Origin of the sequence: Streptomyces sp. NBC_00028, assembly GCF_045041065.1 — a bacterium.
Classification (GTDB): domain Bacteria; phylum Actinomycetota; class Actinomycetes; order Streptomycetales; family Streptomycetaceae; genus Streptomyces.
In genome coordinates, this window is the sequence record NZ_CP108293.1 from 5014356 (window position 1) to 5037903 (window position 23548).

Here is a 23548-nt window from a genome sequence, read left to right on the forward strand (position 1 = left end):
CGAATCGTCGTTGATCGAATGGCTCATTCCCGGCCAAGTCTGCCGCACGGCACTGACAGGTCAAGCCGGGTGCCCGTTCCGTGACCGTACGCGAAAGAAGCGTCGCGGAAGCGTTACAGGTGCCGTACGGCCGGTACACAGAATTTGCACGACAGCGCGTGCTACCGCTTTTATGACCGGTCCGTCTCGGACCGGCCCCCGGGGTCTTCCCGGACCGGAGGCTTGCGCGGAGGCTGTAGCGTGGCCGACGGAGACCGTAACAACACCGCGCGCACCGCGGGCAGAAACGACGGCGAGGACTGATGGCACAGCAGCAGCGCGCTCAGGGCCCGTCCGACCCCGAGGCGACTGGCGGCGGGATGTCGGATGCGCCGGAGCTGTGGGGTAACGGCGGACTGGTGGGGGACGGCCGCTATCGGCTGACCCGCAGACTCGGCCGGGGCGGCATGGCCGAGGTGTTCGCGGCCGAGGACGTACGCCTTGGCCGCACCGTCGCGGTCAAGCTGCTCCGCGCCGACCTCGCCGAGGACCCCGTCTCCAAGGCCCGCTTCACGCGCGAGGCCCAGTCGGTGGCCGGTCTCAACCACCACGCGATCGTCGCCGTGTACGACTCGGGCGAGGACTACGTGAACGGCCAGGCCGTTCCGTACATCGTCATGGAGATCGTCGAAGGCCGCACGATCCGGGACCTGTTGATCAACGCCGAGGCGCCCGGGCCCGAGCAGGCCCTGATCATCGTCTCCGGTGTCCTGGAGGCGCTCGCCTACTCGCACCAGCACGGCATCGTGCACCGTGACATCAAGCCGGCCAACGTGATCATCACGCACAACGGCGCGGTGAAGGTCATGGACTTCGGCATCGCCCGCGCGCTGCACGGCGCGCAGTCGACGATGACGCAGACCGGCATGGTCATGGGCACGCCCCAGTACCTGTCGCCGGAGCAGGCCCTCGGCAAGGCCGTCGACCACCGCTCCGACCTGTACGCCACGGGCTGCCTGCTCTACGAACTCCTCGCGCTGCGGCCCCCGTTCACGGGTGAGACCCCGCTGTCGGTGGTCTACCAGCACGTCCAGGACATCCCGACCCCGCCGTCCGAGGCCTCCGACGCCTCGCCGCCGGAGCTCGACGGCCTGGTCATGCGCTCGCTCGCCAAGGAGCCGGACGACCGGTTCCAGACGGCCGAGGAGATGCGCGGTCTCGTCCAGTACGGGCTGCAGATGCTGTACGAGCAGGGCGGCCACACCGGCACCTGGAACACCGGCCCGGTCGCGATGCACGAGGGCCGGCACACCCCGGCCGCGGGCTTCGCGAACACCACGGTCATGGGGCACCCCGACCCTGCCTCCGGTACGACACAGATCCCGCAGCAGATCCTGCCCCAGGGCTACGGCGGCGGGGACGACGGCGGCTTCGAGGGGCACGGCAACCGGGGCAGCGGCCGCGGCAAGCTGTGGATCCTCGCGGTGTTCGCGGTGATCGCCATCGCGGCGGGCGTCGCGCTGGCCCTGAACGGCGGCGGCGACAAGGGCGGGGGCGGCACCACGCAGTCACCGACCACCTCGCAGACCAAGGACGACGAGACGGCCAGCGAGTCGCCGAGCGACGAGCCGACGGACGAGGCCACCGAGGAGCAGACCGACGACGGCACGAGCAACGGCGGCTCCTCCTGGACCCCGTCGTCGACGCCGTCGTACACACCGTCGTACACACCCTCGGAGACGGCCACGGAGCCGACGGACGAGCCGACGACCGAGGAGCCGACGGACGAGCCGACGGACACCGCCGAGCCCACCGACACGGCGGAGCCGACGGACACCAGCGGCGGCGACACGGGCGACCCCGACGGCACTTGAAGGCCAGGCCTGCCGACCGGCGGCCTCTGACCTGACCTCCACGCGCGCGTACGGACCGGAGACGGACCCTACGCGCGCGTGCTGTTTCCCGGGTCTGCGGGCCCTCACCCCGCGAACGCGTCGCACACGGCCTCGTACTCCCGCGTCCACCACACGGCCAGCGCCGACGACGCCGGGAACTGGGGGTCCGCGCGGGTGTCGCCGCGCTCGTAGTGCCAGCGCAGCATCCAGAAGTCGTTGAGCCGCTCCCACCACACCCGGTGCACGGCCGCCGCCAGCTCCGAGGGCGCGGCCCCGGCCGCGCGCCGGTACGCGTGCGCGTACGCCCGTACCTTCGGCAGGTCGAGCGCCCCCGCGGGCCGTACGAAGAAGATCGCGGCGGCGCGTACGACCTCCTCCGCGCGGGGCTGCACGCCGAGCCGGTCCCAGTCGACGATCGCGGCGGGCGCGTCCCCCTTGTAGAGCAGGTTGAACGGGTGGAAGTCGCCGTGCACCCAGCCCGTGGCGGCCCCGCGCGGCGGCCTGCGGTGGGCGTGCCGCTCCAGGAGGGCGCGCCGTTCCAGGAGACGGTGGCGGGCCAGCTCGTCGAAGGAGTCGGCGGGGCGGTGACGGCGTACGCGGGTGAGCAGGTCGTCGATGACGGCGAAGGTGTCGGTGGGGTCCGCGCTGCGCACGGGGTGGGGGCTCGTGGCCGGACGCGTGCGCGCCTTGGGTGGCATGACGCGCTCCAGGGCGGCGTGCACGGCCCCCAGCAGGGCGCCCAGGCGTGCGCACTGCTCCGGGGTGAGCTGGCCGCCGTGACGGTGGCGGCCCTCGACCCAGGGGTGCAGGGCGTAGGCGTGGCCGCCGACGACGGCGACCGTACGGCCGTCGCGGCCGGCCAGCGGAGGGGCCACGGGGACGCCGAGGTCGGCCAGGCGCTGGGTGGCGCGGTGCCGGCGTTCGATGGCGGCGGGGTCGGCGGTGTCGGGGTCGAAGTGGTGCTTGAGGAAGTAGCGGCCGCGGGTCGTGCGGAGCCGGTAGCCGCGGTTCAGCAGCCCTTGTTCGACGGGTTCGCAGGTGACGGCGGAGCCGGCGGTGTAACGGCTCAACAGGGCGCTCAGCGGGGGCGCGTGGGAAACGGGGGGTGGTACACAAGGGCGCGGCACGCGCCAGATGCTAGGGCACCGAACGAGGCTGTGAGCTGGGCGTTGTCACAGACAGTCGCTTTCGATCACGGCAGGTGCGCGAAGTGACTTTCCAGGGCGCCGTCGGTGGAGTGCACGGTCCCGAACTGTGGCTCGACGCGCAGATAGACGGGCTCGTACGGCTCGCCGTCGACGACCCGGGGCTCCGGGCCGAACCGTTCGAGTTCTGCGGGCGTCGGCTCGTGCGCGGTGCACTCCCCGACGATCTGCGCCGACCACAGCCCCTCCCCGGGCCGGGCCGTGCTCAGGTTGTCCGCCCCGTAGGCGACGACGTGCCCGGTGCACGCACGGTGGTAGCCGCAGCTCCTGGGCAGCCGCAGCAGCACCCGGCCGTCGGCCACGAGGTGGCGGGCGAAGGCGAGGAAGGGCAGGGCGCGCATGCTGGTGGCCACCCGGCCGTAGTCGGTGCGGGCGAGCAGGGCGACGGCGCGCTGTTCGTCGGAGGGCATACGACCACTGTCGGCCGCGGACGCCTCCCAGGACAGAGGTCTTTGGTCCCTGATGCCGCCGCGGCCTCAGCGCCGCTCCCGCTCCACCTGCATCCGCGCCACGTACGCCGCCGCCTGCGACCGCCGCTCCATGCCGAGTTTGGAGAGCAGACCGGACACATAGTTCTTGATCGTCTTCTCGGCGAGGTGCAGCCGCTCGCCGATCACGCGGTTGGTGAGGCCCTCACCGATCAGGTCGAGGATCCTGCGCTCCTGCTCGGTGAGGTGCGCGAGCCGGTCGTCGCTCCTGGCGCCGCCGCCGTCCCGCAGTCGCTCCAGCACGCGCGCGGTGGCCACCGGGTCGAGCAGGGACCTGCCGGCCGCGACGTCCCGTACGGCGGAGAGCAGCTCGTTGCCCCGGATGGCCTTGAGGACGTATCCGGCGGCGCCCGCCATGATCGCGTCGAAGAGCGCCTCGTCGTCGGCGAACGACGTCAGCATCAGGCACCTGATGTCCTCGTCGCGCGAGCGGATCTCCCGGCAGACCTCCACCCCGCTGCCGTCCGGCAGGCGCACGTCCAGGACGGCGACGTCGGGCCGGGTGGCCGGGATCCGCACCAGCGCGTCGGCCGCCGTACCGGCCTCGCCGACCACCTCGATGTCGTCCTCGACGGAGAGCAGTTCATGGACGCCCCGGCGGACCACTTCATGGTCGTCGAGCAGAAATACGGTGATTTTTCCGTCTTCGCGCACGCGGCAAGTCAAACACAGAAAGTCTTCCGGTGACCTGGGTCGCCGGGATAACGTGCCGTTGCTCCGGCCTCCTGCAAGGCTGTGACCAGCAGCTGTTCCCGAATTCCGCGACTAGTAGGAAATCCAAGCATCGACTTACTTGGAAATCCAAGCAAAATCGCAGGTCAGAAGGGGTTTCACAGAAATGTGCAGCACTGGGTAACGTGCCTTTTGCAGGGCGCTCGCCGGGGCACCTTGTCACGCCTGATCCCGACCGGTCCGCACCCACCCCGTGCGTCCGCAGGGCCTCAGGTGAGCCGCACTGGCACCCGGCGAACCCGGATGCCGGACCGACGGAGGAGCACACGTGACCGTGGAGAGCACTGCCGCGCGCAAACCGCGACGCAGCGCCGGGACCAGGAAGTCCCCGAGCACCGAGCCCGAACTGGTTCAGCTGCTGACGCCCGAGGGCAAGCGCGTCAAGAACGCCGCGTACGACAAGTACGTCGCCGGTATCACCCCCGAAGAGCTCCGTGGTCTGTACCGCGACATGGTGCTCACCCGCCGTTTCGACGCCGAGGCCACCTCCCTTCAGCGCCAGGGCGAGCTGGGCCTGTGGGCCTCGCTGCTCGGCCAGGAGGCCGCCCAGATCGGCTCCGGGCGGGCCACCCGCGAGGACGACTACGTCTTCCCGACCTACCGCGAGCACGGCGTCGCCTGGTGCCGCGGCGTCCCGCCGGAGAACCTGCTGGGCATGTTCCGCGGCGTGAACAACGGCGGCTGGGACCCCAACAGCAACAACTTCCAGCTCTACACGATCGTCATCGGCTCCCAGACCCTGCACGCCACGGGCTACGCGATGGGCATCACCAAGGACGGCGCCGACAGCGCGGTCATCGCGTACTTCGGTGACGGCGCCTCCAGCCAGGGCGATGTCGCCGAGTCCTTCACCTTCTCCGCGGTCTACAACGCCCCTGTGGTGTTCTTCTGCCAGAACAACCAGTGGGCGATCTCCGAGCCCACCGAGAAGCAGACCCGCGTCCCGCTCTACCAGCGCGCGCAGGGCTTCGGCTTCCCGGGCGTCCGGGTCGACGGCAACGACGTGCTGGCCTGCCTCGCGGTGACGAAGTGGGCGCTGGAGCGCGCCCGCAGCGGCGAGGGCCCCACCCTGGTCGAGGCGTTCACCTACCGGATGGGTGCCCACACCACCTCCGACGACCCGACCCGCTACCGCGGTGACGAGGAGCGCCAGGCCTGGGAGGCCAAGGACCCGATCCTGCGCCTGCGCCAGTACCTGGAGGCCTCAAACCACGCGGACGAGGGATTTTTCGCGGAACTGGAGGCCGAGAGCGAGGCGTTGGGCAAACGAGTGCGCGAAGCGGTCCGTGCCATGCCGGACCCGGACCGCTTCGCCCTCTTCGAGCACGCGTATGCGGACGGACACGCGCTGGTCGACGAGGAGCGAGCCCAGTTCGCCGCCTACCAGGCGTCGTTCGCCGACGGAGAGGGGGCCTGACATGGCGACCGAGACTTCCACGAAGATGGCGCTGGCCAAGGCGATCAACGAATCGCTGCGCCGCGCCCTGGAGACCGACCCCAAGGTCCTGGTCATGGGCGAGGACGTCGGCAAGCTCGGCGGCGTCTTCCGTGTGACGGACGGCCTGCAGAAGGACTTCGGCGAGAGCCGCGTCATCGACACCCCGCTCGCCGAGTCGGGCATCGTCGGCACCGCGATCGGCCTCGCGCTGCGCGGCTACCGCCCGGTGGTGGAGATCCAGTTCGACGGCTTCGTCTTCCCGGCCTACGACCAGATCGTCACCCAGCTCGCGAAGATGCACGCCCGCTCGCTGGGCAAGGTCAAGCTCCCCGTCGTCATCCGCATCCCCTACGGCGGCGGTATCGGCGCGGTCGAGCACCACTCGGAGTCGCCGGAGGCGCTCTTCGCGCACGTGGCGGGCCTGAAGATCGTCACGCCCTCCAACTCCTCCGACGCGTACTGGATGATGCAGCAGGCCATCCAGAGCGACGACCCGGTGATCTTCTTCGAGCCCAAGCGGCGCTACTGGGACAAGGGCGAGGTCAACACCGAGGCCATCCCGGGCCCGCTGCACAAGGCCAAGGTGGTCCGCGAGGGCACCGACCTGAGCCTGGTGGCCTACGGCCCGATGGTGAAGACCTGCCTGGAGGTCGCGGACGCCGCGGCCGAGGAAGGCCGCAACCTGGAGGTCCTGGACCTGCGCTCGGTGTCCCCGCTGGACTTCGACGCGATCCAGGCCTCGGTGGAGAAGACCCGTCGTCTGGTCGTGGTCCACGAGGCGCCGGTGTTCTTCGGCTCGGGCGCCGAGATCGCCGCCCGCATCACGGAGCGCTGCTTCTACCACCTGGAGGCCCCGGTGCTCCGGGTCGGCGGCTACCACGCCCCCTACCCGCCGGCCCGCATCGAGGAGGAGTACCTGCCGGGCCTGGACCGGGTACTCGACGCCGTCGACCGTGCCCTGGCGTACTGAGGAGAGGGTCGTGACGACGATGACTGAAGCGTCCGTACGCGAGTTCAAGATGCCCGACGTGGGCGAGGGACTCACCGAGGCCGAGATCCTCAAGTGGTACGTCCAGCCCGGTGACACGGTCACCGACGGCCAGGTGGTGTGCGAGGTCGAGACCGCCAAGGCGGCCGTCGAGCTGCCCATCCCCTACGACGGTGTCGTCCGGGAACTCCACTTCCCCGAGGGCACCACGGTCGACGTGGGCACGTCGATCATCGCGGTGGACGTGTCGGGCGGGGCGGCTGCCCCGGCCCCTGAGGCGGCCCCCGTGACCTCTGCGGCTCCCGAGCCCGAGAAGAAGCCCGAGGGACGCCAGCCCGTCCTCGTCGGATACGGCGTCGCCGCGTCCTCGACCAAGCGCCGCCCCCGCAAGGGCCCCCAGATCCCGGTCCAGGAGGCCTCGGCGGCGATCCAGAGCGAGCTGAACGGCCACGGGGGCGCGGTGACGGAAGCCGCCCAGGCGGTGGCCCCGGCCGTCCAGGCGGTGGCCCCGGCCGTCCAGGAGCGCCCGCTGGCGAAGCCCCCGGTGCGCAAGCTGGCCAAGGACCTCGGCGTCGACCTGACGACGGTCGTCCCGTCCGGCCCGGACGGCATCATCACGCGCGAGGACGTCCACGCGGCGGCGGCCCCGGCCCCGGAGGTCGTAGCGGCACCGGCGCCTGTCCAGGCTCCCGCGCCCGTGCCGACGTACGACACCGCGCGCGAGACGCGTGTCCCGGTCAAGGGCGTGCGCAAGGCGACCGCGGCGGCGATGGTCGGCTCGGCGTTCACCGCCCCGCATGTCACGGAGTTCGTGACCGTCGACGTGACCCGGACGATGAAGCTGGTCGAGGAGCTCAAGCAGGACAAGGAGATGGCAGGGCTGCGGGTCAACCCGCTCCTCCTCATCGCCAAGGCCCTGCTGGTCGCGATCAGGCGCAACCCCGAGGTCAACGCCTCCTGGGACGAGGCCAACCAGGAGATCGTGCTCAAGCACTATGTGAACCTGGGCATCGCCGCGGCCACCCCGCGCGGCCTGATCGTCCCGAACATCAAGGACGCCCACACCAAGACGCTGCCGCAACTGGCGCAATCGCTCGGCGAGTTGGTGTCGACGGCGCGGGACGGCAAGACCTCCCCGGCCGCGATGCAGGGCGGCACGGTGACGATCACCAACGTCGGCGTCTTCGGCGTCGACACCGGTACGCCCATCCTCAACCCCGGCGAGTCCGCGATCCTCGCGGTCGGCGCGATCAAGCTCCAGCCGTGGGTCCACAAGGGCAAGGTGAAGCCGCGTCAGGTCACCACGCTGGCGCTCAGCTTCGACCACCGTCTGGTGGACGGGGAGCTGGGCTCCAAGGTGCTGGCGGACGTGGCCGCGATCCTGGAGCAGCCCAAGCGGCTGATCACCTGGGCGTGAGACATGAGTGAAGGGGGCCGGCGTCCACGGACGCCGGCCCCCTTCTCGCTGACTGTCTCGTCGCTGAGTGCCTATTCGCCGACTGTCTGTTCGCTGACCGTCTAGAGGTACGGCCCGCCGGTGCGTGCGCCCGGGTGCCCGTCCTCGCCGTCATGGCCCACGCCCGGCGGCAGCGCCCGGCGCATCTGCTCCAACTGGGCCCGCGCGGCCATCTGCTGGGCGAACAGCGTGGTCTGGATGCCGTGGAAGAGGCCCTCCAGCCAGCCGACCAACTGGGCCTGCGCGATCCGCAGTTCGGCGTCGCTCGGGGTCGCCCCGTCCGAGAAGGGCAGGGAGAGCCGTTCCAGCTCCTCGACGAGCTCCGGCGCCAGACCGTCCTCCAGCTCCTTGACGGAGCTGCGGTGGATCTCCTTCAGCCGGACCCGGCTCGCCTCGTCGAGAGGAGCCGCGCGCACCTCCTCCAGCAGCTGCTTGATCATGCTGCCGATCCGCATGACCTTGGCGGGCTGCTCCACCATCTCCGTCACCGGAAGCTCGCGGGAGTCCTCGTCCCCGGTGCCGCCGAGCGCCATCCCGTCCTGGCCCACGACCAGGATCTGCGGCTGTTCGGACGACCGTTCGTTCCTCGGCATCTCCATGCCGCCATTCTCTCGCACCCGTACACCTCATCACTGGGGTGCCCCCGGTGGAGGGTGATCCACCGTTTACAGTGCGGCCGATTCCGTGGGGGTCGGACCCGGCGGCGGTACCCGTGATGCCGGAATCGTGGGGCGATGTGACGCTGGTCCTGTGACGCGATGGCTGCGCACCGTGCGCACTACCGGACTGGTGATCGCCCTGGGAACGGGTGGGGCGGTGCTGCTGCCGTACGACGCGATGGCGGCGGTGGTGGCGATGAGCGCCGGGCCGACGCCGGGGGTGCGCGCGTCGGAGGGTGCCGCCACCCGCGTACCCGAACGGGCCACCACCCGCGCACCCGAAGGGGCCGCCACCGACGTACCGCATTCACCTCGGGAAACGGCCTCCCCGGCACCATCCGCGGCATCCCCGCGCCCCGGCCGGCCCGCTCCCGCCCCGCACGCCGAGCCGTCCCGGGCCGGGAGCCGGGCGGGCGAGGGGCGCGAGCGCCCGGGACGGCGGGTGGAGGACGACGGGGCGACAGAGGAGGCGGACAGCGGGACGGAGGACACGGGAGCAGAGGACACGGGAGCGGAGGACACAGGGGCGGAGGACTCGGCGGCGACGGACGAAGGCGCTGAGCATGCGGCCGACGGCGCCGCCACCGCCGTACCGGAGGCGTCGCGGCGGCCCGTCGCGCCGTCGCGGCAGCCGATCGAGCAGGCCGTCACCGAGGCCACGCCCCCCGCCCAGCCCGTCCTGCGCATCCTGCCGCTCGGCAGCGGACTGGTCCTGATCGGCCTGGGCCTCGCGCTCGCCCTGCTGGGCGTGCGCCTACGCCGCAGCTGACAACCAATACCCGTCGGTTACTCCACCACCAGCAGCACCTTGCCCACGTGGCCGCTCTCCTCCACCACCCGGTGGGCCAGCGCCGCGTCGCTCATGGGGATCTGCCGGTCGACGACCGGGCGGACGTGGCCGCCGTCGAGGAGGGGCCAGACGTGTTCGCGTACGGCCGCCACGATCGACGTCTTCTCGCTCAGCGGGCGGGCGCGCAGCGAGGTCGCGCTGACGGCGGCGCGCTTGGAGAGGAGCATGGCGATGTTCAGCTCGCCCTTGATGCCGCCCTGCATGCCGATGATCGCGAGGCGGCCGTTGACCGCGAGGGCCCTGACGTTGCGGTCCAGGTACTTGGCGCCCATGTTGTCGAGGATGACGTCGGCGCCCGCGCCGTCCGTGGCCTTCCTGATCTCCTCGACGAAGTCCTGCTCCTTGTAGTTGACCAGGATGTCCGCGCCCAGCTCGGCACACCGGTCGAGCTTGGCCCGAGTGCCCGCCGTCACGGCGACCTTCGCGCCGACGGCCTTCGCGAGCTGGATCGCCATCGTGCCGATGCCGCTGGAGCCGCCGTGCACGAGCAGGGTCTCGCCGGGGCGCAGATGGGAGACCATGAAGACGTTGGACCAGACCGTGCAGGTCACCTCGGGCAGCGCGGCGGCCTCCCGCAGGTCGAGCCCCTTGGGCACGGGCAGCAGCTGACCGGCCGGGACGACGACCTTCTCGGCGTAACCGCCGCCCGCCAGCAGCGCGCACACCTCGTCGCCGACGGCCCAGCCGGAGACGCCGGTGCCGATCGCGGCGACCCGGCCGGAGCACTCCAGGCCGGGGTAGGGGGAGGCGCCGGGCGGAGGGTCATAGAAGCCCTGCCGTTGCAGGATGTCGGCCCGGTTGACGGCACTGGCCACCACCTCGACCAGCACCTCGCCCTCGCCGGGCACCGGATCGGGGACCTCGCTCCAGACCAACGCCTCGGGCCCACCGGGTTCGGGAATCGTGATCGCTCGCATGGGGGCGACGCTACTCCTCGGTCTCCGGTCCCCTGCCGATCGGCCTTTGGACGGGGCCGCATCGGTCTCAGGCCGGGGCCGCATCGGCCGTTGGCCTGGGCCGCATCCGCCTTTGGGCAGGGCCGCCCGGAAATTCCTGTGCGCCACCGATGAGTTTGCGCGACGGTAAAGGTCTCCCCATGCGTAGCCCAGGAACGCGCACGCGACCCGCACGCGGAAGGACACCCCGCCATGAGCCCCACCCCGAGCCGGAGCACCTCCGGCCTGGCCATCGAGACCGCGGGACTGGTGAAGACGTTCGGCGAGACCCGGGCCGTGGACGGAGTCGACCTCGCCGTCCCGGCGGGGACGGTCTACGGCGTCCTCGGACCGAACGGCGCCGGCAAGACCACCACCGTGAAGATGCTCGCCACCCTGCTGCGCCCCGACGGCGGCGAAGCCCATGTCTTCGGCCACGACGTCGTCCGCGAGGCCGACGAGGTACGCGGCCGGGTGAGCCTCACCGGCCAGTACGCCTCCGTCGACGAGGACCTCACCGGCCTGGAGAACCTGATCCTGCTCGGCCGTCTCCTCGGCCACCACAAGAAGGCCGCGCGGGTGCGGGCCGGCCAGTTGCTGGAGGCCTTCGGTCTCACGGACGCGGCCGGAAAGCAGGTCAAGCACTACTCGGGCGGCATGCGACGCCGTATCGACATCGCCGCGTCCATCCTGAACACCCCCGACCTGCTGTTCCTCGACGAGCCGACGACCGGGCTCGACCCGCGCAGCCGCAACCAGGTGTGGGACATCGTGCGCGCGGTCGTCGCCCAGGGCACCACCGTGCTGCTGACCACGCAGTATCTGGACGAGGCCGACCAGCTGGCGTCGCGGATCGCCGTCATCGACCGCGGAAAGGTGATCGCCGAGGGGACCAAGGGCGAGCTGAAGGCGTCCGTGGGGGCCGGGTCCGTGCATCTGCGGCTGCGTGATCCGGCGCGGCGGCCGGAGGCGGAGCGGGTGCTGAGGCTCGCCCTCGACACGGACGTACAGCAGGAGCCGGACCCGGTGGCGCTCACGGCACGGCTGTCCGGGGCGGGCGACTCCGCGGCGGAGCAGGCTTCCCGCGCGCTCGCCGAACTGGCCCGGGCCGGCATCACCGTCGACAACTTCTCGCTGGGCCAGCCCAGCCTGGACGAGGTGTTCCTCGCCCTCACCGGACACGACACCCACGAAGTCCCCGACGCGAAGGAAGAGGCGGCGGCATGAGCACCGCGACCACCACCGAGGCCAAGGACCTCGCCCCCGTCAGCGCCGAGTCGCTGGCCGCGCTGCTGGTCGCCGGGGAGCGGCCGCCGCGGCCCAGCGCGCTGTCCGCCTCCCTCACCTTCGGCTGGCGGGCGATCCTGAAGATCAAGCACGTCCCCGAGCAGCTCTTCGACGTGACCGCGTTCCCGATCATGATGGTGCTGATGTACACGTACCTGTTCGGGGGCGCCCTGGCCGGCTCCCCGAAGGAGTACATCCAGTTCCTGCTGCCGGGGATCCTGGTGATGTCGGTCGTGATGATCACGATGTACACGGGTGTCTCCGTGAACACCGACATCGAGAAGGGCGTCTTCGACCGGTTCCGGTCGCTGCCCATCTGGCGGCCGTCGACGATGGTCGGCTATCTGCTGGGCGACGCCCTGCGCTACACGATCGCCTCGATCGTGATGCTCGTCGTCGGCATGATCATCGGCTACCGCCCGGACGGCGGGGTCGGCGGTGTGCTCGCCGGGATCGCCCTGCTGGTCGCGTTCTCCTTCGCGTTCTCGTGGATCTGGACCATGTTCGGGCTGATGCTGCGCACGGAGAAGTCGGTGATGGGCGTCAGCATGATGGTGATCTTCCCGCTGACCTTCCTGTCCAACGTCTTCGTGGACCCGAAGACCATGCCGGGCTGGCTCCAGGCGTTCGTCAACAACAGCCCGATCACCCATCTCTCCTCGGCCGTCCGAGGGCTGATGGCGGGTGACTGGCCGGCCGACGAGATCGCCTGGTCGCTGGGGTGGGCGGGCCTGTTCGTGCTGGTCTTCGGCCCGATCACCATGCGTCTCTACAACCGCAAATGAGGTGCCTCAGTCCTGCGGCAGCGGCCGGACGTCGGGTGCCACCTGCGCACCCGGCGACGCCCGCACGATGGTGATCAAACGGTCGGTCAGCTCCAGCGTCCCGATGGCCGGGTCGTCGTAACCGAGCACCCGATGTCCTCGTACGACACTCACCACCAGGTCGGTGGTCTCGCGCGGGCCCATGCCCACCTCGGCCTTTATGACCGGCCGTTCGATGATGTCGAGGCCGCTGCCCTGCTGGACGAGGTCCTCCATCACCATGCCGGCCGCGGGGCTCAGCACGGACAGCCCGAGCAGCCGTCCGGCCGCGCTCGCACTGGTGATGACGGCGTCCGCGCCGGACTGCTTGAGCAGCGGCGCGTTCTCCTCCTCGCGCACCGCGGCCACGATCTTGGCGCTCTTGTTGAGCTGCCGTGCGGTGAGGGTGACGAGGACGGCGGTGTCGTCCCGCTGCGTCGCGATGATGATCTTCCGCGCCTTGTGGACCTCGGCCCGCTTCAGCACATCGCTGCGCGTCGCGTCCCCGATGACCCCCGCGAAGCCCTCGGCGGTCGCGGCGTCGATCACCTTGGAGCTGGGGTCGACCACGACCACCTGCTCTTTCTTCAGTCCCGTGGCACAGACGGTCTGGATCGCCGACCGCCCCTTGGTCCCGAAGCCGACGACGACGGTGTGCTCACGCAAGGTGGACCTCCAGCGGTTGAGCCGCCATTCCTCCCGGGTGCGTTCGGTGAGGACTTCGAGCGTGGTGCCGACCAGGATGATCAGGAACAGCACGCGCAGGGGCGTGACAACGAAGATGTTGGTGAGCCGGGCGGCGTCGCTGACCGGGGTGATGTCGCCGTATCCGGTGGTGGAGAGGGTGACGGTCGCGTAGTACCAGGCGTCGAGGAAGTCGACCGAGCCGTCGGAGGTGTCGTTGTAGCCGTCGTGGTCGAAGTACACGAGCAGCGCGGTCGCCGAGAGCACCAGCAGCGCCATGAGGACCCGCTTGGCGACCTGCCGGAACGGGTGCTCCACCACCTTCTTCGGGAGCTTCACCCGATGGGTCACGAGATGCTCGTCCGCCTGGCGGGCGATCGCGTCATGGCCCGGAAGTTTCACGTGAAACACACCCCGATCCCGGCGGACGCCCAGGGCAGATCGAGAAGTTCCAGCTCCTGACCCGCCCGCGCACCACCGGGCGGTACGACGGCCAGGGCGTCGGCCGCCGCGATGCCGCGCAGCATGGCCGGACCGTTGTAGTGCAGCGGGACGGCACTGTCACCGCGCAGGACGACGGGGATGAGCCGGGTGTCGTGCGGGTGGCCGTGGACCTCGTCCCGCAGAGGAAGCCCGTACGCCTCCGGAGCGGGATGGGCGGCGAGCGTCCGCAGCAGCGGCTCGGCGAGGGTGAGCAGCCCGGAGACGGCGGCGAGGGGGTTGCCGGGCAGGCCGACGAGGTGCTGGTTCTCCTTGATACGGGCCAGCAGCATCGGATGCCCCGGGCGCACCTTCACGCCGTTGACGAGGAGTTCGGCGCCGATCCGCTGCAAGGTGGGGTGGACGTGGTCGACCGGACCGGAGGCGGTGCCGCCGGTGGTGACGATGAGGTCGGCGTCGGAGCCGGTGATCGCCTTGTGCAGGGCGCTCGCGTCGTCGCCGAGTCGGCGTACGGCGATGACCTCGGCGCCGAGTGCGCGCAGCCAGGGCGGCAGCATCGGACCGAGCGCGTCCCGGATGAGGCCTTCACGGGGCCGGCCCTCGGTGAGCAACTCGTCGCCCAGGACGAGGACTTCGACGCGGGGGCGGGGGACCGCGGTGAGGGTGTCGTACCCGGCGGCCGCGGCGAGCCCGAGGACGGCCGGGGTCACGAGGGTGCCCACGGGCAGGAGTTGGTCGCCGTCGCGGCACTCCTGGCCGCGCGGGCGGATGTCCTGGCCGTGCTTGGTCTCACGGATGGCGTGCAGTCGGCCCTGAGTGTCGGTACGGCCGTGCTCGCTGCGCAGCACCGCGGTGGTGTCCGGCGGGATCCGGGCGCCGGTCGCGATCCGGACGGCCTCACCGTCGCTGAGCGGCTGGGGCTCGGCGTGCCCGGCCAGGACACCCTCGTCCCGTACGTCCCATGGTCCCGGCCCGGCGACCGCCCAGCCGTCCATCGCCGAGGTGTCGAAGGAGGGCAGGTCGGTAAGGGCGTTGAGGGGCGCGGCCAGGGTGAGGCCGAGGGCGGCGTCGAGGGGCACGGAGACGGGGGGGCGGTGGGCGGTCCGACTGCCGGGGCGGGCGGCGCGGGCCGCTCGGGCGGCGATGGCGCGGGCCTCGGGCCAGGGGGTGGCGCGGTGGTGGGTGTCGGGCTTGCCGGGGGCGTCGCTCTGCGTCGGCGCGGTGGGCGGGGGCACCGGCGGGAGTGCCTCGCCCTGGGTGCGGCCCAAGTCTCGGCGGTCGTTCACGAGGGCGAGCACCTCCTCGACGTCCAGGTCCTCGGCGTCCTCGGTCTCGGCGCCGGTCCGGGCGGAGCGGGCGGTCATCCGGCGTCCGTGCCGGAGGCCGTGCTGGTGTCGCCGGGTTTGGGATCGGCTGTCTCCTCATCGGGCCAGGCGAGGGCGAGGGCGGTGGCCTTTCGGGCGGCTTCGGCGACCGCCTCGGGCCCTCCCCCGGCCTGCGCGGCGGCATAGCCGACGAGGAAGGTGGTCAGCGGCGCCCCGGGCCTGGCCACGTTGTGGGCGGCGTCGCGGGCGAGGTCGAGCAGGACGCCGGTGTCGACGTCGAGATCGATGCCCAGCTCGTCCTTGACTGCGGAGATCCATTCATCCAGCACGGGTCCATGCTCCCTGATACGTGCCCTGGCGGCGGCGATGTCGTCCCAGGTGTCGCAGTCGAAGGACGCGACGGGGTCCGGGACACGGGTGAGGTGGAGTCCTGCGGTGAGCCGGCGCAGGGGCAGCCCGGTGAGGCCGTCGTGCGCTTGCGTGAGCGTGGTGAGCTCGCGGCGCAGTGCGGAGGCGCGGTAGGCGGCGACGAGGGGTTGGTCGCGGCCGTCGGCGTCGGTGAGCAGCGCTCCCTCGGTGCCGGCCGCGCGCAGGGCGGTCAGCAGCCGGCGGACGGTGTCCGTCGTGAGGAACGGCAGGTCGGCGGAGAGGACGACGACGTCCCGCGCCGTGGCGTGACGCAACCCGGCGCCTAGCGCGGCGAGGGGGCCGCCGCCGGGTGGCTCCTCGCGCGCCCAGATGACGGGCCGGGCGGTGGGCCGGGGATCGGCGACGACGACGGTGGTGCGGGCGTCGGCACAGGCGGCCAACACTCGTTCCAGCAACGCCCGCCCGCCCACACGCACCCCGGGCTTGTCCACGCCCCCGAGCCGCCGAGCGGCACCCCCGGCAAGCACGACGACGTCGTACCCGAGGTCGGCACCGGGGGAGCCCACGGGCTCGTACGAGGTCACCCTCCGAGTATGCGGTCCGCAGCGATCACAGGGAACGCACGGGGGCTCCGCAATCACAGGGTGCACCGGGGTCGCCTCGCGACCACGGGGTGGGTGTGGGGGCGCCGTGAACCGGAGTGCAGGTGGGGCGCCTCGCGCCCGGGGCGGGAACGGGGTGCCCCGCGAACCGCAGTGCAGGTGGGGCGCCCCGCGCCCCGGGGCGGGAACGGGGTGCCCCGCGAACCGGAGTGCACGTGGGGCGCCTCGCGGCGCGGGGTGCGCGTGGGGCCTCTCGGGGTCCTGAGTGGGCGGGGGGGTGCCTCGCGACCCCGTGTGGGCGTCGGGTGCCTCGCGACCCCATGTGGGCGTCGGGTGCCTCGCGACCCCATGTGGGCGTCGGGTGCCTCGCAACCCCATGTGGGCGTCGGGTGCCTCGCAACCCCATGTGGGCGTCGGGTGCCTCGCAACCCCATGTGGGCGTCGGGTGCCTCGCAACCCCATGTGGGCGTCGGGTGCCTCGCAACCCCATGTGGGCGTGGAGCGGCCCCGTGGCTCCCTGGGGCGCGCGTGGGGCTCCTCGGGGGCCTGAGTGGGCGTAGGTGACTCTTCACCCGGGGTTCGCGTGGGTGACCCCGCACCCCGGGTGCGCTCGGGGCGCGCCTCGCGACGAGGGGTGGCGGGGCGCGCCTCGCGACAAGGGATGGCGGGGGTCGCCTGGCGATGCGGGGCGGGTCAGGGGGCGCCTCGCAGCTGTGGGTGGGTGTGGGGCCGCCCCATGGCCCTGAGCACGCCGGGTCACCGCGCATCGCGGGTGTGCGCGTGGGGCGCCCCGGTCAGAGCGTGCGCAGGAGCACCGCCGGTTGTTCGACGCAGTCCGCCACGTAGCGCAGGAAGCCGCCCGCCGTGCCGCCGTCGCAGACGCGGTGGTCGAAGGTGAGCGACAGCTGGACGACCTGTCGTACCGCCAGCTCTCCCTCGTGCACCCACGGCTTGGGGATGATGCGGCCGACGCCGAGCATGGCGGCCTCGGGGTGGTTGATGATCGGCGTGGAACCGTCGACGCCGAAGACGCCGTAGTTGTTCAACGTGAAGGTCCCGCCGGTGAGTTCCCCGGGCGTGAGACTCCCCGTGCGGGCGGCCTCGGTCAGCCGGGCGAACTCCGCGGACAGCGACTCGGCGTCCCGCGCGTGCGCGTCCCGGACGACGGGCACGACCAGGCCGCGCTCGGTCTGGGCGGCGAACCCGAGGTGCACCTCGTCGAACTGGACGACCTCCCTGGCCGCCATGTCGACCGTGGAGTTGAGCTCGGGGTGGCGGGCGAGGGCCGCCGTGCAGATGCGGGCCAGCAGGGCGAGCAAGGAGATCTTCGGTCCCCCGGCCGCGTTCATCGCGGCACGCGCGCGCATGAGTTCGGTCGCGTCGGCGTCCACCCAGCAGGTGGCGTCCGGGATCTCGCGCCGGCTGCGGGACAGCTTGTCGGCGACGGCACCGCGGATGCCCTTGAGGGGGGTGCGGATGCCTCCGGCGGCGGGGCCGGTGAGGGCCGTCGGCGTGGGCGTCGGTTCCGGGGCGTGCGCCACGGCCGTCGGCTGGGAGGCGGGACGCCCTTGGGTCGTGGCCGCCTTCAGCGCGTACTCCACGTCCGCCCGCAGGATCAGCCCCTCGGGTCCTGACCCGGTCAACTCCCGCAGATCGAGGCCGTTCTCCCGGGCGAGCCTGCGCACCAGCGGCGAGATCACCGGAACCGGCCCCTCCACCACGTCGGGAACCGCAGGGCGCCCGTTCGCCGCCTTGGGCGCCGCAGGCGTCCGTACCCTTCTGCGCCGCGCCGGTGCCTCCGAGGTGCCGTATCCCACCAGCACGTTGCCGGACCCCTCGGTCTTCACGCCGGCGTCGGCTTCCTCCGCCGAACCGCCGGAGGCGGAGGCAGGCGCCCCCACCGCGACCGTGATCAGCGGCGCCCCGACGGGCAGTTCCGTGCCCTCCTCGCCGAAGCGGGCCGTGACGACACCGCCGTAGGGGCAGGGCACGTCGACCAGCGCCTTGGCGGTCTCGACCTCGACGACCGGCTGGTCGACGGCGACGACGTCACCGACCTCCACCAGCCAGCGGACGATCTCCGCCTCGGTGAGCCCCTCCCCGAGGTCGGGGAGCTTGAACTCCAACACCTGTGCCATCAGCTCTCGGCCTCCCACTGCAGACGCCCCACCGCGTCCAGGATCCGGTCCACGCCGGGCAGGTGGTGACGCTCCAGCATCGGCGGCGGGTAGGGAATGTCGAACCCGGCCACGCGCAGCACCGGCGCCTCCAGATGGTGGAAGCAGCGCTCCGTGACACGGGCCGCGATCTCCCCGCCCGGGCCGCCGAACCCGCCCGACTCGTGTACGACGACCGCTCGTCCGGTCCGCCGTACCGAGGCGCAGACCGTCTCGTCGTCGAACGGCACCAGGGAGCGCAGGTCGACGACTTCGAGGTCCCACCCCTCGGCCCGGGCCGCCTCGGCGGCTTCGAGGCAGACGGGTACGGACGGCCCGTACGTGATGAGTGTGGCGCTCCGGCCCGAGCGCCGCACCACCGCGCGGCCTATCGGCTCAACGCTCTGCGGCTCGTCCGGGTTCCAGGAGTCCTTCGACCAGTACAGGCGCTTGGGTTCGAGGAAGACGACCGGGTCGTCGGAGGCGATCGAGGCGCGCAGCAGGCCGTAGGCGTCGGCGACCGTGGCGGGCGTGACGACATGGAGTCCCGGGGTCGCCAGGTAGTACGCCTCGGAGGAGTCGCTGTGGTGCTCGACACCGCCGATGCCGCCGCCGTAGGGCACCCGGATGGTGATCGGCAGGGGCATCGCGCCGCGCGTGCGGTTGCGCATCCGGGCGACATGGCTGATCAGCTGCTCGAACGCGGGGTAGGCGAACGCGTCGAACTGCATCTCCACGACCGGCCTGAGCCCGTACATCGCCATGCCGACGGCCGTGCCGAGGATGCCGGCCTCGGCGAGCGGGGTGTCGGTGCAGCGGTCCTCGCCGAACTCCTTGGCGAGGCCGTCGGTGACGCGGAAGACACCGCCGAGGGTGCCGACGTCCTCGCCCATGACATGGACGGTGGGGTCGGCGGCCATCGCGTCGCGCATCGCGCGCGTGAGGGCCTGCGCCATGGTGGCGGGCTTCACCGCGACGGTGGTCATGGAGTCTCCCCCTCTGCTTCGAGCTCGGCCTGCAACTGGGCCCGCTGCTCGCGAAGTTGCTGGGTCTGCTCGGCGTAGACGTGGTCGAACAGGTCCATGGGGTCGAGCGCCGGGTCCTGGTTCATGCGCTCGCGCAGGTCGGCGGCCATGGTCTCGGCGGCGTCGCGGGCGGCCTGTATGCCGGCGTCGTCGAGGAGCCCGCGCGTGGTCAGCTCGTGCTCCAGGAGCTTGATCGGGTCGTGGTCGCGCCAGGCGTCGACCTCCGTGTCACCGCGGTAGCGGGTCGCGTCGTCGGCGTTGGTGTGGGCCTCCACGCGGTACGTGATGGCCTCGACGAGGGTGGGTCCGCCGCCCTCACGCGCGCGGCGTACGGCGTCGGCGAGGACCTCGTGCACGGCCGCCGCGTCGTTGCCGTCGACCAGCCGGCCGGGCATGCCGTAGCCGACGGCCTTGTGGGCCAGCGACGGGGCCGCGGTCTGCTTGGCGAGCGGGACGGAGATGGCGAAGCCGTTGTTCTGGACGAGGAAGACGACCGGCGCCTGCCAGACGGCGGCGAAGTTCAGCGCCTCGTGGAAGTCGCCCTCGCTGGTGCCGCCGTCGCCGACCATGGCGAGCGCGACCACGTCGTCGCCCTTGAGGCGGGCGGCGTGCGCGAGGCCCACCGCGTGCGGGAGCTGGGTGGCCAGCGGGGTGCACAGGGGCGCCACACGGTGCTCGTGCGGGTCGTAGCCGGTGTGCCAGTCGCCGCGCAGCAGCGTCAGCGCCTGCACGGGGTCGAGGCCCCGGGCGACGGCGGCGAGGGTGTCCCGGTAACTGGGGAAGAGCCAGTCACGGTCCTGAAGGACCAGCGCGGCGGCGACCTCGCAGGCCTCCTGGCCGGTGCTGGAGGGGTAGACGGCGAGGCGGCCCTGCTTGGTGAGGGCGGTCGCCTGCGCGTTGTACCGACGGCCGCGCACCAGTTCTCCGTAGAGGCGGCGCAGCAGGCCGGGATCGGCCTTCCCGGCGGCCTCTGTGCCGAGGACGCGGTACGGCTCCGCGTCGGGCAGCAGCGGCGCGGGGTCGGTACGGGGCTGCCAGGCGGGCGGCGGTGATGGCCGGTACGCGCCCCGCTGCTCCATGACCGTCATGACGGCACCTCCTCGTGGGAGCGGCTTCAGACGCGTCACGGGTTGTGATGCGCCTCACCTACCGATTGTTCGGTCGTCGGCACATTTTGGCTACAGGCACCCTCAGGCTGTGGACAAACGGTTCTCCACAGCCTGCAATGAACGCAGTACGTCCATGGTAGGGAGGCGGGGGGACATGGCACCTGAACAAATGGCCGAAGGCCCGGAGGGCGGCACCCCCCTGCCACCGCCGCGCCCCCTCGACGCCATCGACCAGGACATCCTGCAGATGCTCCAGGTCGACGGCCGCGCGTCGATAAGGTCGGTCGCCGAACGGGTCCACGTCTCCCGCGCCAACGCCTACGCGCGTATCAACCGCCTCATCGAGGACGGCGTCATCCGTGGCTTCGGCGCCCGCGTCGACCACGAACGCGCGGGTCAGGGCACGTCGGCGTACATCACCCTGAAGATCGTCCAGAACACCTGGCGCACGGTCCGCGAACAGCTGCGCCAACTCCCCGGCGCCTCCCACATCGCTCTGGTGGGCGGCGACTTCGACGTGCTGCTCCTGGTGCACACGCCGGACAACAGATCCCTGCGCGAGCTGGTCCTCACCCGTCTCCAGGCCATCCCGGAGGTCCTCAGCACACGCACCCTGCTGGTCTTCGAGGAGGAGGACCTGGAGCCGCAGGGCTGAGCGGCCGGGCCGAGCGGTCAGGCCCCGGACGTCGCCCCGATGGCGAGCATCACCCACAGCATCGGCAGGAGCGCGCCCGCCCAGTAGAGGACGCCTCCGAAGGCGCCGGTCTCGTGATGGGACGCGAACCAGCGGTACTCCAGGACGAGGAAGGGCAGGCCGAGCAGGGAGGCGACGAGCGGCGCCTTCCACCAGGTGAGGTGGCGATGAGCGGTCCGGATCATGTGCCCAGCTCATCAGCTGAGGCCCAGCCCGGCATCCGGAGCCGTACTCACCCCGCGCACGCGCAGGTACTCAGGCGCCCCGCCGCAGCCCCCCGAACACCAACTGCACCACCGCGTCGGCCACTTCCCGCTCGTTCATCCCCCGCCCGTCCGGCCGGTACCACTCCACGATGGAGTTGATCATCCCGAAGACGAGCCGGGTCGCGAGGCGTACCTCCACGTCGGCGCGTACGTCGCCTTCCGCGGCCGCCGCCTTCAGCAGTTCGGCGACCCGGTGGTCGAAGTCGCGGCGGCGCTCCAGGGCCCAGCGCTCGGTGCCGGTGTTGCCGCGGACGCGCAGCAGCAGGGTGACGTAGGGGAGTTCGGCGATGAGGACCTCGACCATGCGCCGGACCACGTACTCCAGGCGCTCGGCGGCGTGGCCCTCGCGCGCGTGCTCCTCGTCGAGGATGCCGAACAGACCGTCCAGCGCGCGGCTGACCGCCCTGCGCAGCAGTTCCTCCTTGCCCGCCACATGGTGATAGATCGAGGACTTGGAGATCCCGGCCGCCTTGGAGAGGTGCTCCATGGAGGTGCCGTCGTAGCCGCGCTCGTTGAAGACCTGCACGGCGACGGACAGCAGCGTCTCGGGGGTGTACGTGTCGCGCTTGGCGGTGGTCATGACGTACTGCCCTCCCTCTTGTCGGTGGCGTACGCGTGGCGGTACAGCGCGAGGGACGGGGCGTAGCGGCCGCTGGGGTCGCGCAGGTGCAGGTCGTCGAGGAGGGCGTAGGCCCAGTTGCGGCCGAGCCTGCGGCTCCATTCGAAGGGGCCCAGCGGGTAGTTGACGCCGAGTCGCATCGCCGTGTCGATGTCCTCCTCCGTGGCCACGCCCTTGGCGACCGCGTCGTGCGCGAGGTCGACGATCCGGGCGACCGTGCGGGCGACGATCATGCCGGGGACGTCGCCGATGACGCTGACGTCCTTGCCGAGCGCCTGGAAGAGGCCGATGGCCTCGGCGAGGGTCTTCGGGGCGGTGTCCTGGGAGGCGGACAGGGCGATGCGGGTGGCGCGGCGGTAGTCGAGGGCGAGGTCGAAGTAGACGACGTCCCGGAACTCCACCGACGTCTGCCCGTCGGCGAGCGCCAGCTGGCCGCCGCTGGGCAGCACCAGCCGCGTCCCGTGGTCCTCCTCGTCCTCGCGGACCTGGATGCCGGCCTCGCGGATCAGCGCGAGCAGTTCGGAGGCGGGACCCAGGTCGCCCTCGGCGACGACGTACGCGGGTGCCTGGGCCGGTTCGGCGGTGTGCGGCTCGGCCGGCTCGGCCTCGGGGCCGTGGTCGTACCAGCCCTGCCCGCTCTTGCGGCCGAGGCGGCCCGACTCGACCAGTCGGCGCTGGGCGAGGGACGGCGTGAAGCGGACGTCCTGGAAGAAGGACTGCCAGACCGAGTGGGTGACGGACTCGTTGACGTCCTGCCCGATGAGGTCGGTGAGCTCGAAGGCGCCCATCTTGAAGCCGCCCGACTCGCGCAGCACCGCGTCGATGGTGGCGGGGTCGGCGCCCTGGGCCTCGTAGACCGCGAAGGCCTCGGCGTAGTACGGCCGGGCGATGCGGTTGACGATGAAGCCGGGGGTGTCGGCGCAGGCGACCGGCGTCTTGCCCCACGCGCGTGCCGTCTCGTACGCGCGCGTGGCCGACGTGACGTCGGTGGCGAAGCCGGAGACCACCTCGACGAGCGGCAGCAGCGGGGCCGGGTTGAAGAAGTGCAGGCCCACGAGGCGGCCGGGGTTGCGCAGGGCGCCGCCGATGGCGGTGACCGACAGGGACGAGGTGTTGGTGGCGAGCAGACAGTCCTCGCCGACCACGTCCTCCAGCGCGCGGAACAGCTCCTGCTTGACGTCGAGCCGCTCCAGGACCGCCTCGACCACCAGGGAGCAGTCGGCGAGGTCGGAGAGCTCGGCCGCGGCCGACAGACGCGCGCGAGCGGCATCGCGGTCGGCGGCGGAGAGACGGTCCTTCTCGACGAGCCGGTCGAGGCGGGCGCCGATCGCGTCGGCCGCGTCCTGGGCCCGCCCTGGGGCGGCGTCGTACAGCCGTACGAGGTGGCCGGCGACCAACGCGACCTGGGCGATGCCCTGGCCCATGGTGCCGGTGCCGACGACGGCCACGGGGCTGCTGAGGTCGAGTGCTGTCATGTGCGCGATCCTCCCGCACGGGGTTTTCCACAGATGCGGCGGACCCCCTTGTCCCGACCGATCGTTCG

General features: G+C 71.8%; 22 protein-coding genes. 8 read left to right on the forward strand and 14 right to left on the reverse strand.

What is annotated here, in order from left to right; genetic code table 11:
- The first annotated feature begins 302 nt into the window (after positions 1–302).
- Positions 303–1853, forward strand: coding sequence for a protein kinase domain-containing protein (locus OG885_RS22500; protein ID WP_405734392.1), 1551 nt, complete (start codon positions 303–305; stop codon positions 1851–1853).
- 104 nt (positions 1854–1957) lie between these two features.
- Here OG885_RS22500 and OG885_RS22505 read toward each other — a convergent pair whose 3' ends face one another.
- The 3 genes from OG885_RS22505 to OG885_RS22515 form a co-directional block, all read right to left on the reverse strand.
- Positions 1958–3001, reverse strand: coding sequence for a phosphotransferase (locus OG885_RS22505; protein ID WP_405734394.1), 1044 nt, complete (start codon positions 2999–3001; stop codon positions 1958–1960).
- Positions 3002–3066: 65 nt separating this feature from the next.
- Positions 3067–3489 carry a pyridoxamine 5'-phosphate oxidase family protein gene (locus OG885_RS22510; protein ID WP_405734396.1) on the reverse strand — a complete coding sequence of 141 codons (423 nt, stop codon included), beginning with the start codon at positions 3487–3489 and terminating at the stop codon, positions 3067–3069.
- A 66-nt stretch (positions 3490–3555) separates the two neighbouring features.
- Entirely contained in the window at positions 3556–4221 is a 666-nt protein-coding gene (locus OG885_RS22515) for a response regulator (protein ID WP_405734398.1), read from the reverse strand.
- 346 nt (positions 4222–4567) lie between these two features.
- Between OG885_RS22515 and pdhA (OG885_RS22520) the strand changes: the two genes are divergently transcribed.
- From pdhA (OG885_RS22520) to OG885_RS22530, 3 genes are read left to right on the forward strand one after another with little or no spacing between them, the layout of a single operon-like run.
- Positions 4568–5716 (forward strand): pyruvate dehydrogenase (acetyl-transferring) E1 component subunit alpha, encoded by a 1149-nt coding sequence (pdhA, locus tag OG885_RS22520; RefSeq protein ID WP_405734400.1) that lies wholly within the window; start codon positions 4568–4570, stop codon positions 5714–5716.
- Position 5717: 1 nt separating this feature from the next.
- A complete protein-coding gene (locus tag OG885_RS22525) occupies positions 5718–6707 on the forward strand; it encodes an alpha-ketoacid dehydrogenase subunit beta (RefSeq protein ID WP_405734402.1) in 990 nt (329 codons plus the stop codon).
- A gap of 10 nt (positions 6708–6717) precedes the next feature.
- Positions 6718–8142, forward strand: a complete 1425-nt coding sequence (locus tag OG885_RS22530) for a dihydrolipoamide acetyltransferase family protein (protein WP_405734404.1) — start codon at positions 6718–6720, stop codon at positions 8140–8142.
- Between the two features lie 101 nt (positions 8143–8243).
- On the opposite strand, the gene OG885_RS22535 is transcribed toward OG885_RS22530, so the two are convergent.
- Positions 8244–8780 carry a bacterial proteasome activator family protein gene (locus OG885_RS22535; protein ID WP_405734406.1) on the reverse strand — a complete coding sequence of 179 codons (537 nt, stop codon included), beginning with the start codon at positions 8778–8780 and terminating at the stop codon, positions 8244–8246.
- A 151-nt stretch (positions 8781–8931) separates the two neighbouring features.
- Between OG885_RS22535 and OG885_RS22540 the strand changes: the two genes are divergently transcribed.
- Positions 8932–9609 carry a hypothetical protein gene (locus OG885_RS22540; RefSeq protein ID WP_405734408.1) on the forward strand — a complete coding sequence of 226 codons (678 nt, stop codon included), beginning with the start codon at positions 8932–8934 and terminating at the stop codon, positions 9607–9609.
- Positions 9610–9626: 17 nt separating this feature from the next.
- Here OG885_RS22540 and OG885_RS22545 read toward each other — a convergent pair whose 3' ends face one another.
- Positions 9627–10607: an NAD(P)H-quinone oxidoreductase gene (locus OG885_RS22545; RefSeq protein WP_405734410.1), complete on the reverse strand. Its 981-nt coding sequence runs from the start codon at positions 10605–10607 to the stop codon at positions 9627–9629.
- A 231-nt stretch (positions 10608–10838) separates the two neighbouring features.
- On the opposite strand from OG885_RS22545, the gene OG885_RS22550 reads away from it, so the two are divergent.
- Positions 10839–11852: an ATP-binding cassette domain-containing protein gene (locus tag OG885_RS22550; RefSeq protein ID WP_405734412.1), complete on the forward strand. Its 1014-nt coding sequence runs from the start codon at positions 10839–10841 to the stop codon at positions 11850–11852.
- Entirely contained in the window at positions 11849–12697 is an 849-nt protein-coding gene (locus tag OG885_RS22555; RefSeq protein ID WP_405734414.1) for an ABC transporter permease, read from the forward strand. Before OG885_RS22550 ends, OG885_RS22555 begins: the two co-directional genes overlap by 4 nt.
- 6 nt (positions 12698–12703) lie before the next feature.
- On the opposite strand, the gene OG885_RS22560 is transcribed toward OG885_RS22555, so the two are convergent.
- The 6 genes from OG885_RS22560 to pdhA (OG885_RS22585) form a co-directional block, all read right to left on the reverse strand.
- Positions 12704–13801, reverse strand: a complete 1098-nt coding sequence (locus tag OG885_RS22560) for a potassium channel family protein (protein WP_405734416.1) — start codon at positions 13799–13801, stop codon at positions 12704–12706.
- The gene (locus OG885_RS22565) at positions 13798–15204 is read right to left on the reverse strand and encodes a molybdopterin molybdotransferase MoeA (RefSeq protein ID WP_405734418.1); all 1407 of its coding nucleotides are present in this window, start codon (positions 15202–15204) and stop codon (positions 13798–13800) included. Before OG885_RS22565 ends, OG885_RS22560 begins: the two co-directional genes overlap by 4 nt.
- Positions 15201–16118, reverse strand: coding sequence for an NTP transferase domain-containing protein (locus OG885_RS22570; protein WP_405734420.1), 918 nt, complete (start codon positions 16116–16118; stop codon positions 15201–15203). Before OG885_RS22570 ends, OG885_RS22565 begins: the two co-directional genes overlap by 4 nt.
- Positions 16119–16930: 812 nt before the next feature.
- Positions 16931–18274, reverse strand: coding sequence for a dihydrolipoamide acetyltransferase family protein (locus OG885_RS22575; RefSeq protein ID WP_405734422.1), 1344 nt, complete (start codon positions 18272–18274; stop codon positions 16931–16933).
- The gene (locus tag OG885_RS22580) at positions 18274–19278 is read right to left on the reverse strand and encodes an alpha-ketoacid dehydrogenase subunit beta (RefSeq protein ID WP_405734424.1); all 1005 of its coding nucleotides are present in this window, start codon (positions 19276–19278) and stop codon (positions 18274–18276) included. Before OG885_RS22580 ends, OG885_RS22575 begins: the two co-directional genes overlap by 1 nt.
- A complete protein-coding gene (gene pdhA, locus OG885_RS22585; protein ID WP_405734426.1) occupies positions 19275–20405 on the reverse strand; it encodes a pyruvate dehydrogenase (acetyl-transferring) E1 component subunit alpha in 1131 nt (376 codons plus the stop codon). Before pdhA (OG885_RS22585) ends, OG885_RS22580 begins: the two co-directional genes overlap by 4 nt.
- 190 nt (positions 20406–20595) lie before the next feature.
- Between pdhA (OG885_RS22585) and OG885_RS22590 the strand changes: the two genes are divergently transcribed.
- Entirely contained in the window at positions 20596–21081 is a 486-nt protein-coding gene (locus tag OG885_RS22590) for an Lrp/AsnC family transcriptional regulator (protein WP_387773914.1), read from the forward strand.
- Between the two features lie 17 nt (positions 21082–21098).
- On the opposite strand, the gene OG885_RS22595 is transcribed toward OG885_RS22590, so the two are convergent.
- The 3 genes from OG885_RS22595 to OG885_RS22605 all read right to left on the reverse strand — a co-directional run bounded on the left by OG885_RS22595 (position 21099) and on the right by OG885_RS22605 (position 23480).
- Entirely contained in the window at positions 21099–21305 is a 207-nt protein-coding gene (locus OG885_RS22595; protein ID WP_405734428.1) for a hypothetical protein, read from the reverse strand.
- A 70-nt stretch (positions 21306–21375) separates the two neighbouring features.
- Entirely contained in the window at positions 21376–21966 is a 591-nt protein-coding gene (locus OG885_RS22600; protein ID WP_399953158.1) for a TetR/AcrR family transcriptional regulator, read from the reverse strand.
- A complete protein-coding gene (locus OG885_RS22605; protein ID WP_405734430.1) occupies positions 21963–23480 on the reverse strand; it encodes a 3-hydroxyacyl-CoA dehydrogenase in 1518 nt (505 codons plus the stop codon). Before OG885_RS22605 ends, OG885_RS22600 begins: the two co-directional genes overlap by 4 nt.
- Between the last annotated feature and the right edge of the window lie 68 nt (positions 23481–23548).